Annotated in this window: 15 protein-coding genes; 13 read left to right on the top strand and 2 right to left on the bottom strand. The window is 68.7% G+C overall.

Annotated features, from left to right (window positions below; all coding sequences use genetic code 11):
- Window positions 1-67: 67 nt before the first annotated feature.
- The 6 genes from ACR3IO_RS01035 (at window position 68) to ACR3IO_RS01010 (ending at window position 4,748) form a co-directional block, all read left to right on the top strand.
- Window positions 68-928 carry a T6SS immunity protein Tdi1 domain-containing protein gene (locus ACR3IO_RS01035; RefSeq protein ID WP_434069304.1) on the top strand — a complete coding sequence of 287 codons (861 nt, stop codon included), beginning with the start codon at window positions 68-70 and terminating at the stop codon, window positions 926-928.
- Window positions 928-1,269: a hypothetical protein gene (locus ACR3IO_RS01030; protein WP_434069303.1), complete on the top strand. Its 342-nt coding sequence runs from the start codon at window positions 928-930 to the stop codon at window positions 1,267-1,269. Before ACR3IO_RS01035 ends, ACR3IO_RS01030 begins: the two co-directional genes overlap by 1 nt.
- Before the next feature lie 107 nt (window positions 1,270-1,376).
- Window positions 1,377-1,688: a hypothetical protein gene (locus ACR3IO_RS01025; RefSeq protein ID WP_434069302.1), complete on the top strand. Its 312-nt coding sequence runs from the start codon at window positions 1,377-1,379 to the stop codon at window positions 1,686-1,688.
- 34 nt (window positions 1,689-1,722) lie between these two features.
- Window positions 1,723-2,106, top strand: coding sequence for a hypothetical protein (locus ACR3IO_RS01020; protein ID WP_434069301.1), 384 nt, complete (start codon window positions 1,723-1,725; stop codon window positions 2,104-2,106).
- Between the two features lie 190 nt (window positions 2,107-2,296).
- Entirely contained in the window at window positions 2,297-4,192 is a 1,896-nt protein-coding gene (locus ACR3IO_RS01015; RefSeq protein WP_434069300.1) for a hypothetical protein, read from the top strand.
- Between the two features lie 79 nt (window positions 4,193-4,271).
- Window positions 4,272-4,748 (top strand): DUF6121 family protein, encoded by a 477-nt coding sequence (locus ACR3IO_RS01010; RefSeq protein WP_434069299.1) that lies wholly within the window; start codon window positions 4,272-4,274, stop codon window positions 4,746-4,748.
- An 11-nt stretch (window positions 4,749-4,759) separates the two neighbouring features.
- Here ACR3IO_RS01010 and ACR3IO_RS01005 read toward each other — a convergent pair whose 3' ends face one another.
- Complete coding sequence (locus tag ACR3IO_RS01005) at window positions 4,760-5,401, bottom strand: YigZ family protein (RefSeq protein ID WP_434069298.1); 642 nt, start codon at window positions 5,399-5,401, stop codon at window positions 4,760-4,762.
- 136 nt (window positions 5,402-5,537) lie between these two features.
- Here ACR3IO_RS01005 and ACR3IO_RS01000 point away from each other — a divergent pair, with 136 nt between their 5' ends.
- The 6 genes from ACR3IO_RS01000 (at window position 5,538) to ACR3IO_RS00975 (ending at window position 12,207) form a co-directional block, all read left to right on the top strand.
- A complete protein-coding gene (locus tag ACR3IO_RS01000) occupies window positions 5,538-6,185 on the top strand; it encodes a spermidine/putrescine ABC transporter substrate-binding protein (RefSeq protein ID WP_434069297.1) in 648 nt (215 codons plus the stop codon).
- A 249-nt stretch (window positions 6,186-6,434) separates the two neighbouring features.
- A complete protein-coding gene (gene rpsL / locus ACR3IO_RS00995; protein WP_022889720.1) occupies window positions 6,435-6,809 on the top strand; it encodes a 30S ribosomal protein S12 in 375 nt (124 codons plus the stop codon).
- On the top strand, window positions 6,809-7,279 hold the full coding sequence (gene rpsG / locus ACR3IO_RS00990) for a 30S ribosomal protein S7 (protein WP_055860217.1): 471 nt from the start codon (window positions 6,809-6,811) through the stop codon (window positions 7,277-7,279). The genes rpsL and rpsG overlap by 1 nt, the downstream gene beginning before the upstream one ends.
- Before the next feature lie 82 nt (window positions 7,280-7,361).
- Window positions 7,362-9,476, top strand: a complete 2,115-nt coding sequence (gene fusA / locus ACR3IO_RS00985) for an elongation factor G (RefSeq protein ID WP_434069296.1) — start codon at window positions 7,362-7,364, stop codon at window positions 9,474-9,476.
- A gap of 111 nt (window positions 9,477-9,587) precedes the next feature.
- A complete protein-coding gene (gene tuf, locus ACR3IO_RS00980) occupies window positions 9,588-10,781 on the top strand; it encodes an elongation factor Tu (RefSeq protein WP_434069295.1) in 1,194 nt (397 codons plus the stop codon).
- A 199-nt stretch (window positions 10,782-10,980) separates the two neighbouring features.
- Window positions 10,981-12,207: an acyltransferase family protein gene (locus ACR3IO_RS00975; RefSeq protein WP_434069294.1), complete on the top strand. Its 1,227-nt coding sequence runs from the start codon at window positions 10,981-10,983 to the stop codon at window positions 12,205-12,207.
- A gap of 65 nt (window positions 12,208-12,272) precedes the next feature.
- On the opposite strand, the gene ACR3IO_RS00970 is transcribed toward ACR3IO_RS00975, so the two are convergent.
- On the bottom strand, window positions 12,273-12,746 hold the full coding sequence (locus ACR3IO_RS00970; RefSeq protein WP_434069293.1) for an OsmC family protein: 474 nt from the start codon (window positions 12,744-12,746) through the stop codon (window positions 12,273-12,275).
- A 569-nt stretch (window positions 12,747-13,315) separates the two neighbouring features.
- Here ACR3IO_RS00970 and rpsJ point away from each other — a divergent pair.
- Window positions 13,316-13,624, top strand: a complete 309-nt coding sequence (gene rpsJ / locus ACR3IO_RS00965) for a 30S ribosomal protein S10 (RefSeq protein ID WP_030147986.1) — start codon at window positions 13,316-13,318, stop codon at window positions 13,622-13,624.
- Window positions 13,625-13,629 lie beyond the last annotated feature (5 nt).

Below are 13,629 nucleotides of genomic sequence, written 5' to 3'. Positions count from 1 at the left end.
CTCGGCCACCGTCCGTTCGGGTTCGGCGCGAGGCATCCGCCGCCCGTGTTCCTGGAGGAAGGCCACGATGACCTCGTTCCGCACATTCGACCCGGTCGCACCGATCAGCGACGAGACGATCGAGCGCTATCGCGCGCAGGTGCCCCCCGAAGTCGCCGAACTCTGGCGCTCGCAGGGTGCAGGCTTCGTCGGCACCGACGGGTTCTTCCGGGTGGTCGATCCGGCCCGCGCCGCCGAGATGCTCGCGGATGTGCTGAGCGTGCCCGACGGCGCGACGGTGCTGTTCACCACCGCCCTCGCCGACGTGATCGCGTACGCCAACGGCCTCTACCTCGTCTTCAAGCCGCGGTTCGGCGCGCTGGACGTGATCCAGGACACGAGCTTCGACGAGCTCGTCGCCCACCTCGAAGACCCGGCGCAGCGCGACGAGGCGTGGGAGTGGGAGCCGTACCCCGCAGCGCGCGACCGTGAGGGCATTCCCGGGATCGAGGAGTGCTACGGGTTCGTCCCACTGCTCGCCATCGGCGGACGGGCCGACGCCGAGCACCTGCAGCGTGGCGGACTCTACGAGCACCTCGCCGTCATCGCGCAGTTGGCCGGACAGCCCGAGGTCCGCCGGGTGATCGAATTCGCCCCTGCGGCGCCGTCGGATGCCGCGGCCGACCAGGATCGCCTCGTATCGGTCGGGCTCGCGCTGTTCGCGAAGCTCACCGATGCCACGAACCTGACCGTCATCCACCTGCCCGACGGACTGGGCGTCTGCATCGTCCACGCCGTTCGTGGCGGCGGCAAGATCTACGTCGCGCCCGATGAATCGGCACTGTTCGTCGGCTCATCCGTCGACTACGAGGCCGGGCTCGGCGCGTTCCGCGACGGCGTGCGCACTCCGCTCGAGAAGTTCGACATCGACCGCGGCGGAAACCGCTGATGGCGGACACCCTCGAACAGCGCTGCGAGCGGCTCCGCCAGCCCGTCACCGAGCTCGTCGCCATGAGCCTCGCGGCCGTCTACCGATCGCAGGACCTTCCCGAGCTGTCACGTGCGATCGGCGCGGTCCGCGCGATCCTCGCCGAGGACGCCTCCGAACTTCCTGCCGGCGCGTTCCGCGAGTGGCTGCCGACGGCGCTGCGCAACCTCGACCGCATGGGCGAGGCCGTCGACGCCGGCGACGGGGCGAAGTCGTACGCGATCCTCACCGACAAGCAGGACGGCTTCATCCGCCTCACCGACGGCTGCGCCGGGTTCCCGGGCTGGTCGGCGACCGGCTGACCGCCCGTTCTTCCGAGCGCATTCCTCGCCGATCCGGCGACGGCGACCGGCTTCGTCGAAGGATGTCGTCGCCGAGAACACGATTCGCGGACGAGATGGTGACGAAGATGGGGGAGACCGAGTCGATGCTGACCCTCCACGACGCCCGCGCCGCGTTCGCGCGGTACCTCGCTGTCCACCCGCTTCCCGTCGTCGGCACCTTCCATATTGACGGGTGGTACGAGGACGACGACGATTTCCTTCCGGTGTGGGGTTCGCGTGAGTTCTCCGTCGACCACAGGCGCGAGTTCGGGCGCATGGACAGCCTCGTCGTGTTCATCGACAAGCGCACCGGCGAGGTGCGTCGCGACCTCCGTTTCGGACACGTCGAGAAGCTTCGTGCGATGACCCCCGTCGAAGACCGCGACGGCGTCTCTTGAAGCGCGCCTCGACAACGCCACGAGGAGGGCGAACGTGACCACCACCCCGAACGCCGATGTGCGGGCCTTCCTGGTCTCGGTGCAGACGTTGTCAGCGGGGGAGTTCGCTCAGGTCGGTGTGGCAGCGCTCGAGATCGGCGCATCGGCACGGATCGCGGCCCGCAAGATGGCGAAGTCCTCCGCGGCCGACTCCCGTGCGCTCGAGAAGGCCGTCCGCGACGCGCTGGAGCCGGTGCATGACCGACTCGCGACGCTCGAGCCGGGCTCGATTCGAAACGCCGTCGCCGACACCCTCTCCGCAGCACGCGCGATCACGCACCGAGTCGACCTGACCGCGGAGCAGTACGACGCGCTGGTGGGACCCTTCGTCGTCGTCGGCGCCGCGGTCCCACACCATCCGAACGCAGGAAGGCACTGATGACGACGTCCCGTCATTTCGACCCCGCCGCCGCTCGACGGCCTGCGCTACATCGTGGCAACCGCGACCGCGACCGCGACCGCGACCGCGACCGCGACCGCGACCGCGACCGCGACCGCGACCGCCGAAGGACGTCGGACGCGCCGTGCTCCGTTGCGACCGCGCACCCGAGCCCGCACTGGAGTGCGTCGTGAGCGGGACGCTACGTCTCTCGGGTTGGGCGACGTTCAGGGGCGAACGGGTCGAGGTCGGGGAATCGAAGGTGCCGGGTTGCCTGGAGGTGTTCGCCGAGCACGAGTTGCTCGCCGATTTCGATCCGCATCCGCCCGACATGACGTACATGTACTCACGGGATTCGAGAGGGCTCGCGGATGTCCCGGTCGAGCAGCTCTCGCGCATCGTGCTGGTCGAGGAGCGAAGCACCCCGATCTCGGTGATGTCCGATGCCGACGTCGGGGTGTTCGCGTCCGTCGACGGGGCGTGGGCGCGGTTGGCGAACACTTCGGGCTTCGTGCGCGACGGCGAGGCGATGCTCCAGCTCCTGCGGACGGACGGACAGGGGGTCGTCCGGGTGACGGATGTCGCTCGCGCCGACGTCGGCACGGTCGAGCGGCGCGAGGTCCGCGGGGACTGGCGTGGTGTCGAGGTCGTCGTGGTGGCGGCCGGTCCCCAGGGCGTGCTGGTGAAGGGCAGTGGCCACGCGAGGCCGCAGACAGAAGAGGGCGTCCATCCGGCGGACGTCCGGTCCCCGCGCGAGCCCTGGTCGGCGCTGGTCGAGCCGGCCGAGGTGCAGCCGCTGGAGTCGTCGTCGTGGCGTCGTTCGCTGGAACCGGCGAGCTTCCCGTCGCCGATCGCCGAGGTCGATGGGGTGTGGTGGCCGCTGGGTTCGGTGTCGGTGGTACCCGATGGTCGGGTGACCGGTGCTGCGGGGGAATGGTTCGTGGTGCAGACCTGGGTTGCGCCTGATCCGTCGATGAGGTGGTACCCGGGTACGCGGCTCGGCGGATCCCCGTGGCGGCGGTGCGTGACGGAGGCGGAACTCGCTCGCGTCGAGTGGCCGGAGACGAGTGCGCTCGTCGATGGGGAACGGGTGCGGATCGACTGGATCACCGACCGTGACGTCCTCGCCTTCGATGGTCAGGGGGCGCTCGTGCCGTTCGAACGGATCGAAGCCATCGGGTATACGTCGGGGCCGGCGTCGCTGCCGTCGGTGCCCGAGATCGGCTACCGGCGCACGTACCTCGAACTCATCGGCGTCGACGGACTCGACGAACTGGGCCAGGGCCCGGGGCGCGACGGCGCGACCGTGATGCAGAAGGCGGTGACGCCGGAGCAGGCGACGGCGATCATCACGCACGGACTCGACGTGATCACGGGCCTAGTGGTGACTCGGGCCGATGCGGCTGCAGCGCGAACGCCGGCGGAGCTCTTCGAGGTGCACGGATTGGGCTACGACGGTTCGCCGTTCGTGGCCGATGAGCCGGTGAACGTGCTCCTGTTCGAGTCGACGCCGGCGATGCGGTTCGAGCGGGCGGCAGAGGAAGACCGCCCGGCCGTGCCGGGGTGGTGGCTCGCGCCGACCCGAGTTCCGCCTGGCGCTCGTCTGGTGGAGTTCCAACGGGGCAAGGAGCCGAGAGTCTCCATGACGTACGGCGATGTCGGCACGGGATGGCTCGTGCCCCGTCCGCTCCCTCGTCGGCCGGCCGAACCCTCGGCATGCGTCGGCACGCAGGCGACGATGAACGGTGTCACCCGCCCTGCGGATGTGATCGGCGACCGGGTCGTGTTCGTCGAGCCGCCCGACGGGACGCGGGTGGAGGTCCCGCGCGACGCGGTGGAGGCGGTCTCCGTGGTCGAGGTGCTCGGTTCCTGGAACGGCCTCGATATCCAGGTCGTCGCGACCTGGTCGGGCGACGAAGGCCGGCTGTGCCGCGTCGTGCTGCTCGGGCACGATGCCGAGCGCGCTGCGGCACACGGCCTGTCGATGGTCGAGCCGGGCGTGTACGAGGCAACGGTGCCCGAGGCCGAGCTCGACGGCCTGCGCACGGTCGTGCGGCCATTGGCGGAGGCCGAGGCCGAGGCGTAGGCCACGCCGTCGGACTTCGCGGTCCGGAGTCGGCAGGCGGGCGGGACCGCGCGGCGTCATCACGCGTACGCTCGAGAGCATGGACCCCCGCCGGAACGCCTGGACCGTCGCTGGTTTCGCGGCGGCGCTCGACCTGGCGCTCGTCGTCTGCGCGTACGGATTCGTGAGCCTGCTCGCCGACGTCGAGGTCGTGGCCGACGCCGAGGTCGGCGTGCTCGTCGCACCCGTCGCGGTCGGGGCATCCGTGCTCGCGGTGCTGCTCACGTTGGGCCTGCGCCTCGTGCGGCCCGAGCGGATGGCGGCCACCGTCGTGCTCACCGCGGTCGGGAGCTGGCTCGCGCTCGTCGTCGTCGCGGTCGTCGGGCATGTGGTCTCCTCGACGGGGTCGGTCATGCAGTCCGTCGCGTTCGGGGTGCTGTACGGCTTCGGCTGGTTCGGACTGCTGGTGCCCGTCGCCGCCGCGATCGTCGCGGTGCTCGCCGTCCTCGTCGCACGTGGGAGGCAGCACGGCATGGCCCGGCCCCGATGGCCTTGGGAGCGCGACGAGGACGAGTGACGGATGCCGCGTCAGGCCGGGTCGTCGACGTAGACGGTCTCCGTGGCGGCGCACGGCACCGCGCCTGCGGTGAGTTCGGCGATGCGCGCCGCGAACGCGGCGACCTCCGAGGGCGCGACACCGACGTCGATGCGCATGTCCGCGCCGTACTCGACGTGCAACGGCACGTGGCCGATCCGGCGAAGCTCCGCCTCGAGCGCCGGACCGCGCTCGTAGTCGGCGCGCACCTCCATCCTCGTGCGGAGGCTCCGGCGGACCCTGGTCGCCGCTCGCGTGGACTCCTGCACCGATGCCGTGTACGCGCGCACCAGGCCGCCGGTGCCGAGCAGCACCCCGCCGAAGTACCGGGTCACGACCGCGACGACATCGCCGAGCCCCTCGCCGCGGAGCGCCTCGAGCATGGGTTGCCCCGCGGTGCCCGACGGCTCGCCGTCGTCGCTCGAGCGGGCGAGCTCGCCGTTCGCGCCGACGAGGAACGCCGTGCAGTGGTGCCGAGCCTTCGGCTGTGCAGCGCGAACGCCCGCGATCACCTCGCGCGCGGCATCCTCGCTCCCGATGCGGGCGAGCGTGCAGATGAAGCGGGACCGCTCGATCTCGATCTCGGTCTCGACGCGTGCGGCGATCGTCTCATAGCTTCCGGATGCCGCGGCCATCCCGCCATTCTCCACGAGCGGCGTGCGCCACCGGCCCGCGCCGACGCGCCCTGACGCGCCCTCGGCACGCCTCTCGGCGCGCCAGTCGACCGCCGTGGCGGGGCGTCGGCGCGCCCGCGGCGCTATCGTGAACCACGTGGAGGGTTCGATCGAGGCGCGCGTGAGCCACGAGGTCGATCGCTGGCTGCAGTGGCTGCCGCGATGGCGACCGGGCACGCACCGTGCGCGCGTCCGACTCTGCCAGCGCTGCTTCGGCTCGCCGATCCTCGCCGCCGCCGGGCTCGACGTCGATGTGCCGCATCCGGTGCAGCACGCCTTCTCGATGCGCATGAAGGGGGTCATCGACCTCGCCGTCGACGACTACACCGCCCGCAACCTGCCCATGCTGCACCGCGAGATCCGGCTCGCCGAGGAGCGCAAGGCCAGGCGGCCGTATCGCGCGGGGGAGGGGCTCGACCCCGAGTACGCCGGCCTCGACGTGGACCCCGAGCCCGTCGCCGACCAGCCGTTCCTGTTCACGCTCGGCGGACTCGAGGAAGCGGCCGCGGCCGAGGCGGCGGAACCCGCCCCCCGCCCCTTCACGCCCGAGGAGAAGGAGGCGCTCCGCGAGGAGGTGCGCCTCGCCGACGACTTCGCCAAGCAGCTCGGGCGTCGCATCTGCGTCGAGCTCGCACAGCACCGCTACCGCATCGGCAACGCCGTCGAACGCCTCATCGAACCGCAGGTCGCCGACATGCTCGCCGACCTCGACCGCGAGCTCGATTCGCCCGGTTGGCCGACCTGAGCAGGACCTGCGAGACGGCTGGGCAGGCGCCCGTGGCATCCGCCCTCATTTGACCGCAAGGTTACGCGGGATTACCATAGATCGGGTGTGCGCGTTTCGGCGTGCTCACGCAGGGCTGCCGCGCCATCTTGCGGTCCGCCCCCACGGCATACCCACCACTGACATGATCACGCAGTTCTGCGTGGTCGGTGGGTCGTGATGTGAAATCCATCAAACGCTGTCACCGTGCAGCACCAACAAGGAGAAGCAGTGCCAACCATTCAGCAGTTGGTCCGCAAGGGTCGCTCGCCCAAGGTCACCAAGACCAAGGCGCCCGCCCTGAAGGCCAACCCCCAGCAGCGCGGCGTGTGCACGCGTGTGTACACCACCACCCCGAAGAAGCCGAACTCCGCGCTCCGCAAGGTCGCTCGTGTGAAGCTCTCCAACGGCACCGAGGTCACCGCCTACATCCCCGGTGAGGGCCACAACCTGCAGGAGCACTCGATGGTGCTCGTTCGCGGCGGTCGTGTGAAGGACCTCCCGGGTGTCCGCTACAAGATCATCCGCGGTGCCCTCGACACGCAGGCCGTGAAGAACCGCAAGCAGGCTCGCAGCCGCTACGGCGCGAAGATGGAGAAGAAGTAATGCCTCGCAAGGGACCCGCTCCGAAGCGCCCCGTCGTCGCAGACCCCGTCTACGGCTCGCCGGTCGTCAGCCAGCTCGTCAACAAGATCCTCGTCGACGGCAAGAAGGACCTCGCTCAGCGCATCGTCTACGAAGCGCTCGAGAACGTGGCCACCAAGTCCGGCCAGGACGCCGTCACGGTGCTCAAGAAGGCGCTCGACAACGTGCGCCCGACCCTCGAGGTGCGTTCGCGCCGCGTCGGCGGTTCGACCTACCAGGTCCCCGTCGAGGTCAAGCCGCACCGCGCCAACACCCTCGCCCTCCGCTGGCTCACGAGCTACGCGAAGGCCCGTCGCGAGAAGACGATGACCGAGCGTCTCACCAACGAGATCCTCGACGCGTCCAACAGCCTCGGTGCAGCCGTCAAGCGTCGTGAAGACACGCACAAGATGGCCGAGTCGAACCGCGCATTCGCCCACTACCGCTGGTAGCAGGCCGAGCGGATGCCGCGGCTTCGGCTTGCGGCATCCGCTCCCCTTCCCCTTTCGTTCCTGAACATCCGGAGGAACCCCCGTGGCACAAGACGTGCTCACTGACCTGAACAAGGTCCGCAACATCGGCATCATGGCGCACATCGATGCCGGCAAGACCACCACGACCGAGCGCATCCTGTTCTACACGGGCGTCAACCACAAGATCGGCGAGACCCACGACGGTGCCTCGACGACCGACTGGATGGAGCAGGAGAAGGAGCGCGGCATCACGATCACGTCTGCCGCCGTGACCTGCTTCTGGAACAAGAACCAGATCAACATCATCGACACCCCCGGCCACGTGGACTTCACGGTCGAGGTGGAGCGTTCGCTCCGCGTGCTCGACGGTGCGGTCGCCGTCTTCGACGGCAAGGAGGGCGTCGAGCCCCAGTCCGAGACCGTCTGGCGTCAGGCCGACAAGTACGAAGTGCCCCGCATCTGCTTCGTCAACAAGATGGACAAGCTGGGCGCCGACTTCTACTTCACCGTCGACACCATCGTCAGCCGCCTGGGCGCCAAGCCGCTCGTGCTGCAGCTGCCGATCGGTGCCGAGTCGAGCTTCGAGGGCGTCGTCGACCTGGTCGAGATGCGCGCACTCACGTGGCGCGGCGATGCCAAGGGCGACGTCGAGATGGGCGCCAAGTACGCCATCGAGGAGATCCCCGCCGACCTCGTCGAGAAGGCCGCCGAGTACCGCACCGCGCTGCTCGAGACCGTCGCCGAGACGAGCGACGAGCTCATGGAGAAGTACTTCGGCGGCGAAGAGCTGACCGTGGCCGAGATCAAGGCCGCGATCCGCAAGCTCACCGTCAACGGCGAGATCTACCCCGTGCTCTGCGGCTCCGCGTTCAAGAACCGCGGTGTCCAGCCCATGCTCGACGCCGTCATCGACTACCTCCCGTCGCCGCTCGACGTTCCCGCCATCGAGGCGCACGACGCTCGCGACGAGGAGAAGGTCGTCATGCGTCACGCGGATGCGACCGAGCCGTTCACGGCTCTCGCGTTCAAGGTGGCCGTGCACCCGTTCTTCGGTCGCCTCACCTACGTCCGCGTCTACTCCGGCCGCCTCGACAGCGGTGCCCAGGTCATCAACTCGACCAAGGGCAAGAAGGAGCGCATCGGCAAGATCTTCCAGATGCACGCCAACAAGGAGATCCCCGTCGAGTCGGTCACCGCCGGCAACATCTACGCGGTCATCGGCCTGAAGGACACCACCACCGGTGACACCCTGTGCGACCCGAACAACCAGGTCGTCCTCGAGTCGATGACCTTCCCCGAGCCCGTCATCGAGGTCGCGATCGAGCCGAAGACGAAGGCCGACCAGGAGAAGCTGGGCACCGCGATCCAGAAGCTCGCCGAAGAGGACCCGACGTTCCGCACCGAGCAGAACCAGGAGACCGGTCAGACGGTCATCAAGGGCATGGGCGAGCTGCACCTCGACATCCTCGTCGACCGGATGAAGCGCGAGTTCAACGTCGAGGCCAACGTGGGCAAGCCCCAGGTCGCGTACCGCGAGACCATCAAGCGCGCGGTCGAGAAGCACGACTACACCCACAAGAAGCAGACGGGTGGCTCGGGCCAGTTCGCGAAGATCCAGTTCGCGATCGCGCCCCTCGAGATCGAGGGCGACAAGACCTACGAGTTCGAGAACAAGGTCTCCGGCGGCCGCATCCCGCGCGAGTACATCCCCTCGATCGACGCCGGTTTCCAGGACGCCATGCAGTACGGCATCCTGGCCGGGTACCCGATGGTCGGCGTGAAGGCGACGATCCTCGATGGTGCCGCGCACGACGTCGACTCCTCGGAGATGGCGTTCAAGATCGCCGGCTCGATGGGCTTCAAGGAAGCCGCTCGGAAGGCGAACCCGGTTCTGCTCGAGCCGCTCATGTCCGTCGAGGTCCGCACCCCTGAGGAATACATGGGTGATGTCATCGGCGACCTGAACTCGCGTCGCGGTCAGATCCAGTCGATGGAGGATGCCGCAGGCGTGAAGGTCGTGCGTGCGCACGTCCCGCTCTCGGAGATGTTCGGCTACATCGGCGACCTGCGGTCCAAGACCTCGGGCCGTGCGGTGTACTCGATGGAGTTCGAGAGCTACGCGGAGGTCCCGAAGGTCGTCGCCGACGAGATCGTCCAGAAGAACAAGGGCGAGTAGCCCTCCGACGCACGAACCACCCGGTTCGCGTAACATATCTACAAACCCCGTAGACCGCCGGTCGCAATCCAGCGCCCGGAGGCTCTACACGAGTCCTGAGGAGGACCCACAGTGGCTAAGGCCAAGTTCGAGCGGACCAAGCCGCACGTCAACATCGGAACGATCGGTCACGTCGACCACGGCAAGACCACGCTCACCGCGGCGATCTCGAAGGTGCTTGCTGACAAGTACCCCTCGGCGACCAACGTTCAGCGCGACTTCGCGTCGATCGACTCGGCTCCCGAAGAGCGTCAGCGCGGCATCACGATCAACATCTCGCACGTCGAGTACGAGACGCCGAAGCGCCACTACGCGCACGTCGACGCTCCTGGTCACGCCGACTACATCAAGAACATGATCACCGGTGCGGCTCAGATGGACGGCGCGATCCTCGTGGTCGCCGCCACCGACGGCCCGATGGCTCAGACGCGTGAGCACGTGCTGCTCGCCAAGCAGGTCGGCGTGCCCTACCTGCTCGTCGCGCTGAACAAGTCCGACATGGTCGACGACGAGGAGATCCTGGAGCTCGTCGAGCTCGAGGTTCGCGAGCTGCTCTCGAGCCAGGGCTTCGACGGCGACAACGCCCCCGTCGTCCGCGTCTCGGGCCTCAAGGCTCTCGAAGGCGACGAGAAGTGGGCCGACTCGGTCCTCGAGCTCATGAACGCCGTCGACGAGTCCGTGCCGGACCCGGTGCGCGACCGCGACAAGCCCTTCCTCATGCCGGTTGAAGACGTCTTCACGATCACCGGTCGTGGCACCGTCGTCACGGGCCGCGCCGAGCGTGGCACGCTGAAGATCAACTCCGAGGTCGAGATCGTCGGCATCCGCCCGACGCAGAAGACCACGGTCACGGGTATCGAGATGTTCCACAAGCAGCTCGACGAGGCCTGGGCCGGCGAGAACTGCGGTCTCCTGCTCCGTGGTACCAAGCGCGAGGACGTCGAGCGCGGCCAGGTCGTCGTGGCCCCCGGCTCGGTCACCCCGCACACGGACTTCGAGGGCACCGCGTACATCCTGTCCAAGGATGAGGGTGGGCGTCACAACCCGTTCTACGCGAACTACCGTCCGCAGTTCTACTTCCGCACCACCGACGTCACCGGCGTCATCACGCTGCCCGAGGGCACCGAGATGGTCATGCCCGGCGACACCACCGACATGACGGTCGCGCTGATCCAGCCGATCGCCATGGAGGAGGGCCTCGGCTTCGCCATCCGCGAGGGTGGCCGCACCGTCGGCGCCGGTACCGTCACGAAGGTCATCAAGTAAGTCCTTCGCGATCGCGACCTTGAACGGGGTCGGACCTTCGGGTCCGGCCCCGTTCTGTCGTTCCAGGCCCTCGAGCGAGGTTCGCGGCCCGGAATGACGGGCCGGAATCGACGGGCCCGAACGGGACGGATCGGACTCACGGTTCGGCGTAACCTGCCGGACATGGCGTACCCCCCGTATGCGGGTTACGCTCGAGGGGATGGCAAACGACCAGCTCGATCGACGAACGACGACGATCCGGCCCGAGGTCCAAGCGCTCCGGGCCGTCGCCGTCGCGGCCGTCGTGCTCCATCACGGGTGGCCGGCCGTCGCACCGGCGGGGTACATGGGCGTCGACGTGTTCTTCGTGGTGTCGGGGTACCTGATTACGGCGCTCCTGGTCCGTGAGGTGGAGCGCACCGGGCGCCTGTCGCTCTCCTCGTTCTACGTGCGCCGGGCCCGTCGCATCCTCCCGGCCGCGATGACCGTGCTCATCGCGGTCTCGATCCTCACGCTCGCCCTGGCCCCGTACCGGGACTGGGCCGCGTACTTCCGCGAGATCGTGGCCAGTGCCTTCTACGTCGAGAACTGGCGGCTGGCGATCGACTCGCAGAACCCGGCGTCCGCGGCGCTCGAGTCGACGCCCGTGCAGCACTTCTGGTCGCTCTCCGTCGAGGAGCAGTTCTACCTCGTCTGGCCGCTGCTGATCCTCGCGGCGCTGGCCTTCGCGCGCCTCCGGCGCGGGCGCGCGGTGCCGATGCTCGCGGTGGTGCTCGGAGTGACCACCGTGGCATCCTTCATCGCCTCGCTGGCCCTCACGGCCGCCGACCACAACCTCGCGTACTTCTCGACCTTCGGTCGCGCGTGGGAGTTCGGCGTCGGGGGACTGCTCGCCCTGGTGCTCGGCTCGAGCCGGTTCAGGGCCACGGCGGCGCCCTCGCTGCGGGCGGCGGCATCCTGGGTCGGCATCGCCCTCATCGTCGTGCCGATCGCGACGTTCCGCGACGACGCGGCCTTCCCCGGGCTCTGGGCCCTGCTCCCGGTGACCGGGACCCTCGCGATCATCTGGGCCGGGATGCCCGAGCCGCGGTGGTCGCCGGCGGCGCTCGTGCGGCTGAAGCCGGTGCAGTGGACCGGCGACATCTCGTACTCGCTCTACCTCTGGCACTGGCCGATCTTCATGTTCACGCCGATGCTCCTCGGCATGCCGAGCCCGCCGTGGCTCATGGTGCTGCTCGTCGGGCTCTCGCTCGCCGTGGCCGCGGCATCGAAGCGGTGGATCGAGGACCCGTTCCGACGCCGCACGGGCGCGGTCGGGGCGCATCCGCGCGTCGTGATGGCGGCATTCACGGCGGCCCTGATCGGAGTGCTGGCCACGGGGGCGTACGCGCCGCAGGTGGCGGCGGAGGAGATGCAGGTCTGCCGGAGCACCCGCGACGCGGAGTGAGCGGATGCCCCGGCGCACTCGGGCAGCCAGGGACTCGGCCCGCACGGCCGTCGTGTCGGCCGGAGTCAGCCGTCGACGTCGACGTCGACGATCTGGCGCTCGAGGTCGATGTCGTGCTCGACGCTCCTGGCGACGGTGCAGCTGCGATCGATCGAGGCGTCGATGAGGCGTTCCAGCTTCGCGCGCTCGTCGGCGTCCAGGCCGGCGAGGGGGAGCAGGAGCTCCTCGACGATGCGGTCGTACCGGTTGTCGGGCTCGGACGTGCCGTGCGCCCAGACGGTGTACGCGACATCCTCGCCCAGGCGGCGAGAGATGACGCGGTCGGCGCTCATGCCCGCGCAGGCGGCCAGCGCGAGCTTGAGCAGCTCGCCGGGCGTGAAGTGCCCCTCGGCCTCGGCATGGCCGATCCGGATGGTGGCGCCGCGTTCGTTGAGGCCCTCGAACGTGCGATCGCCGGTGCGGGCGACCGAGACGCTGCCCGGTCCGATCCGCTCGCTGATGCGGTGCGCGCGGGCGAGGTCTTCTCCATCGGTGGTCATGTTCCGATTCCATCATGTCGGCCGAGCTGACGCGGAAGTCCGGTGCGCGCGCCCGGAAGACTCTCAGGCCTGCGTGGGAGAATCGGGCTACCGATGAGCGGTATTCGGCCATCCGCAGCGGCCGGGAGCGTGCGCGACACGCCCGGGTTGCAGCAATGTGCCGAATATGGCAAACTTGGTGAGTTCAACATTTCGAGCGCGCGTTACGGCACGCGCTCGAATCACTGCCAGGCAGTGCATAACCACCCGCGCACAGGCGCGATGTCCACGGACACGATGCCAGGGTGCGCAAGGGGTCAGGTTAGGCCGCGGGCAGCAGAACACTGAACCGAATCCCACACAACACGCCATGGGCGATCCATGTCTTCCGCCAGGACGACACGCCCGGGCGCGGGGGTCGGGGATACGGCTCGCGGGTCGAGCGTGCCGAGGTCACCGAGTCACGGTGGTTTCGACAGGCTCGATCACGGCCTTTGACAGATGAACAGTGGTTGCTTCACCAGAAGTCGCTACGCGGCGTCCAATGCCCTCGGAAGGGGTACGACGCCTTGACAGAGAGAGAGTCCGAGATGGCGGGACAGAAGATCCGCATTCGACTGAAGTCGTATGACCACGAGGTCATCGACAGCTCGGCGCGCAAGATCGTCGACACGGTGACCCGCGCGGGCGCCACGGTCGTCGGCCCCGTGCCGCTTCCGACCGAGAAGAACGTGGTGTGCGTCATCCGTTCGCCCCACAAGTACAAGGACAGCCGCGAGCACTTCGAGATGCGCACCCACAAGCGCCTCATCGACATCGTGGACCCGACGCCCAAGGCCGTCGACTCGCTCATGCGTCTCGACCTGCCGGCCGACGTCAACATCGAGATCAAGCTCTGAGGTAA

Origin of the sequence: Agromyces sp. Marseille-Q5079 (genome assembly GCF_051016555.1) — a bacterium.
Lineage (GTDB): Bacteria > Actinomycetota > Actinomycetes > Actinomycetales > Microbacteriaceae > Agromyces.
Note: the sequence above shows the minus strand (reverse complement) of the source record. Positions and strands in the feature narration are given on the sequence as shown.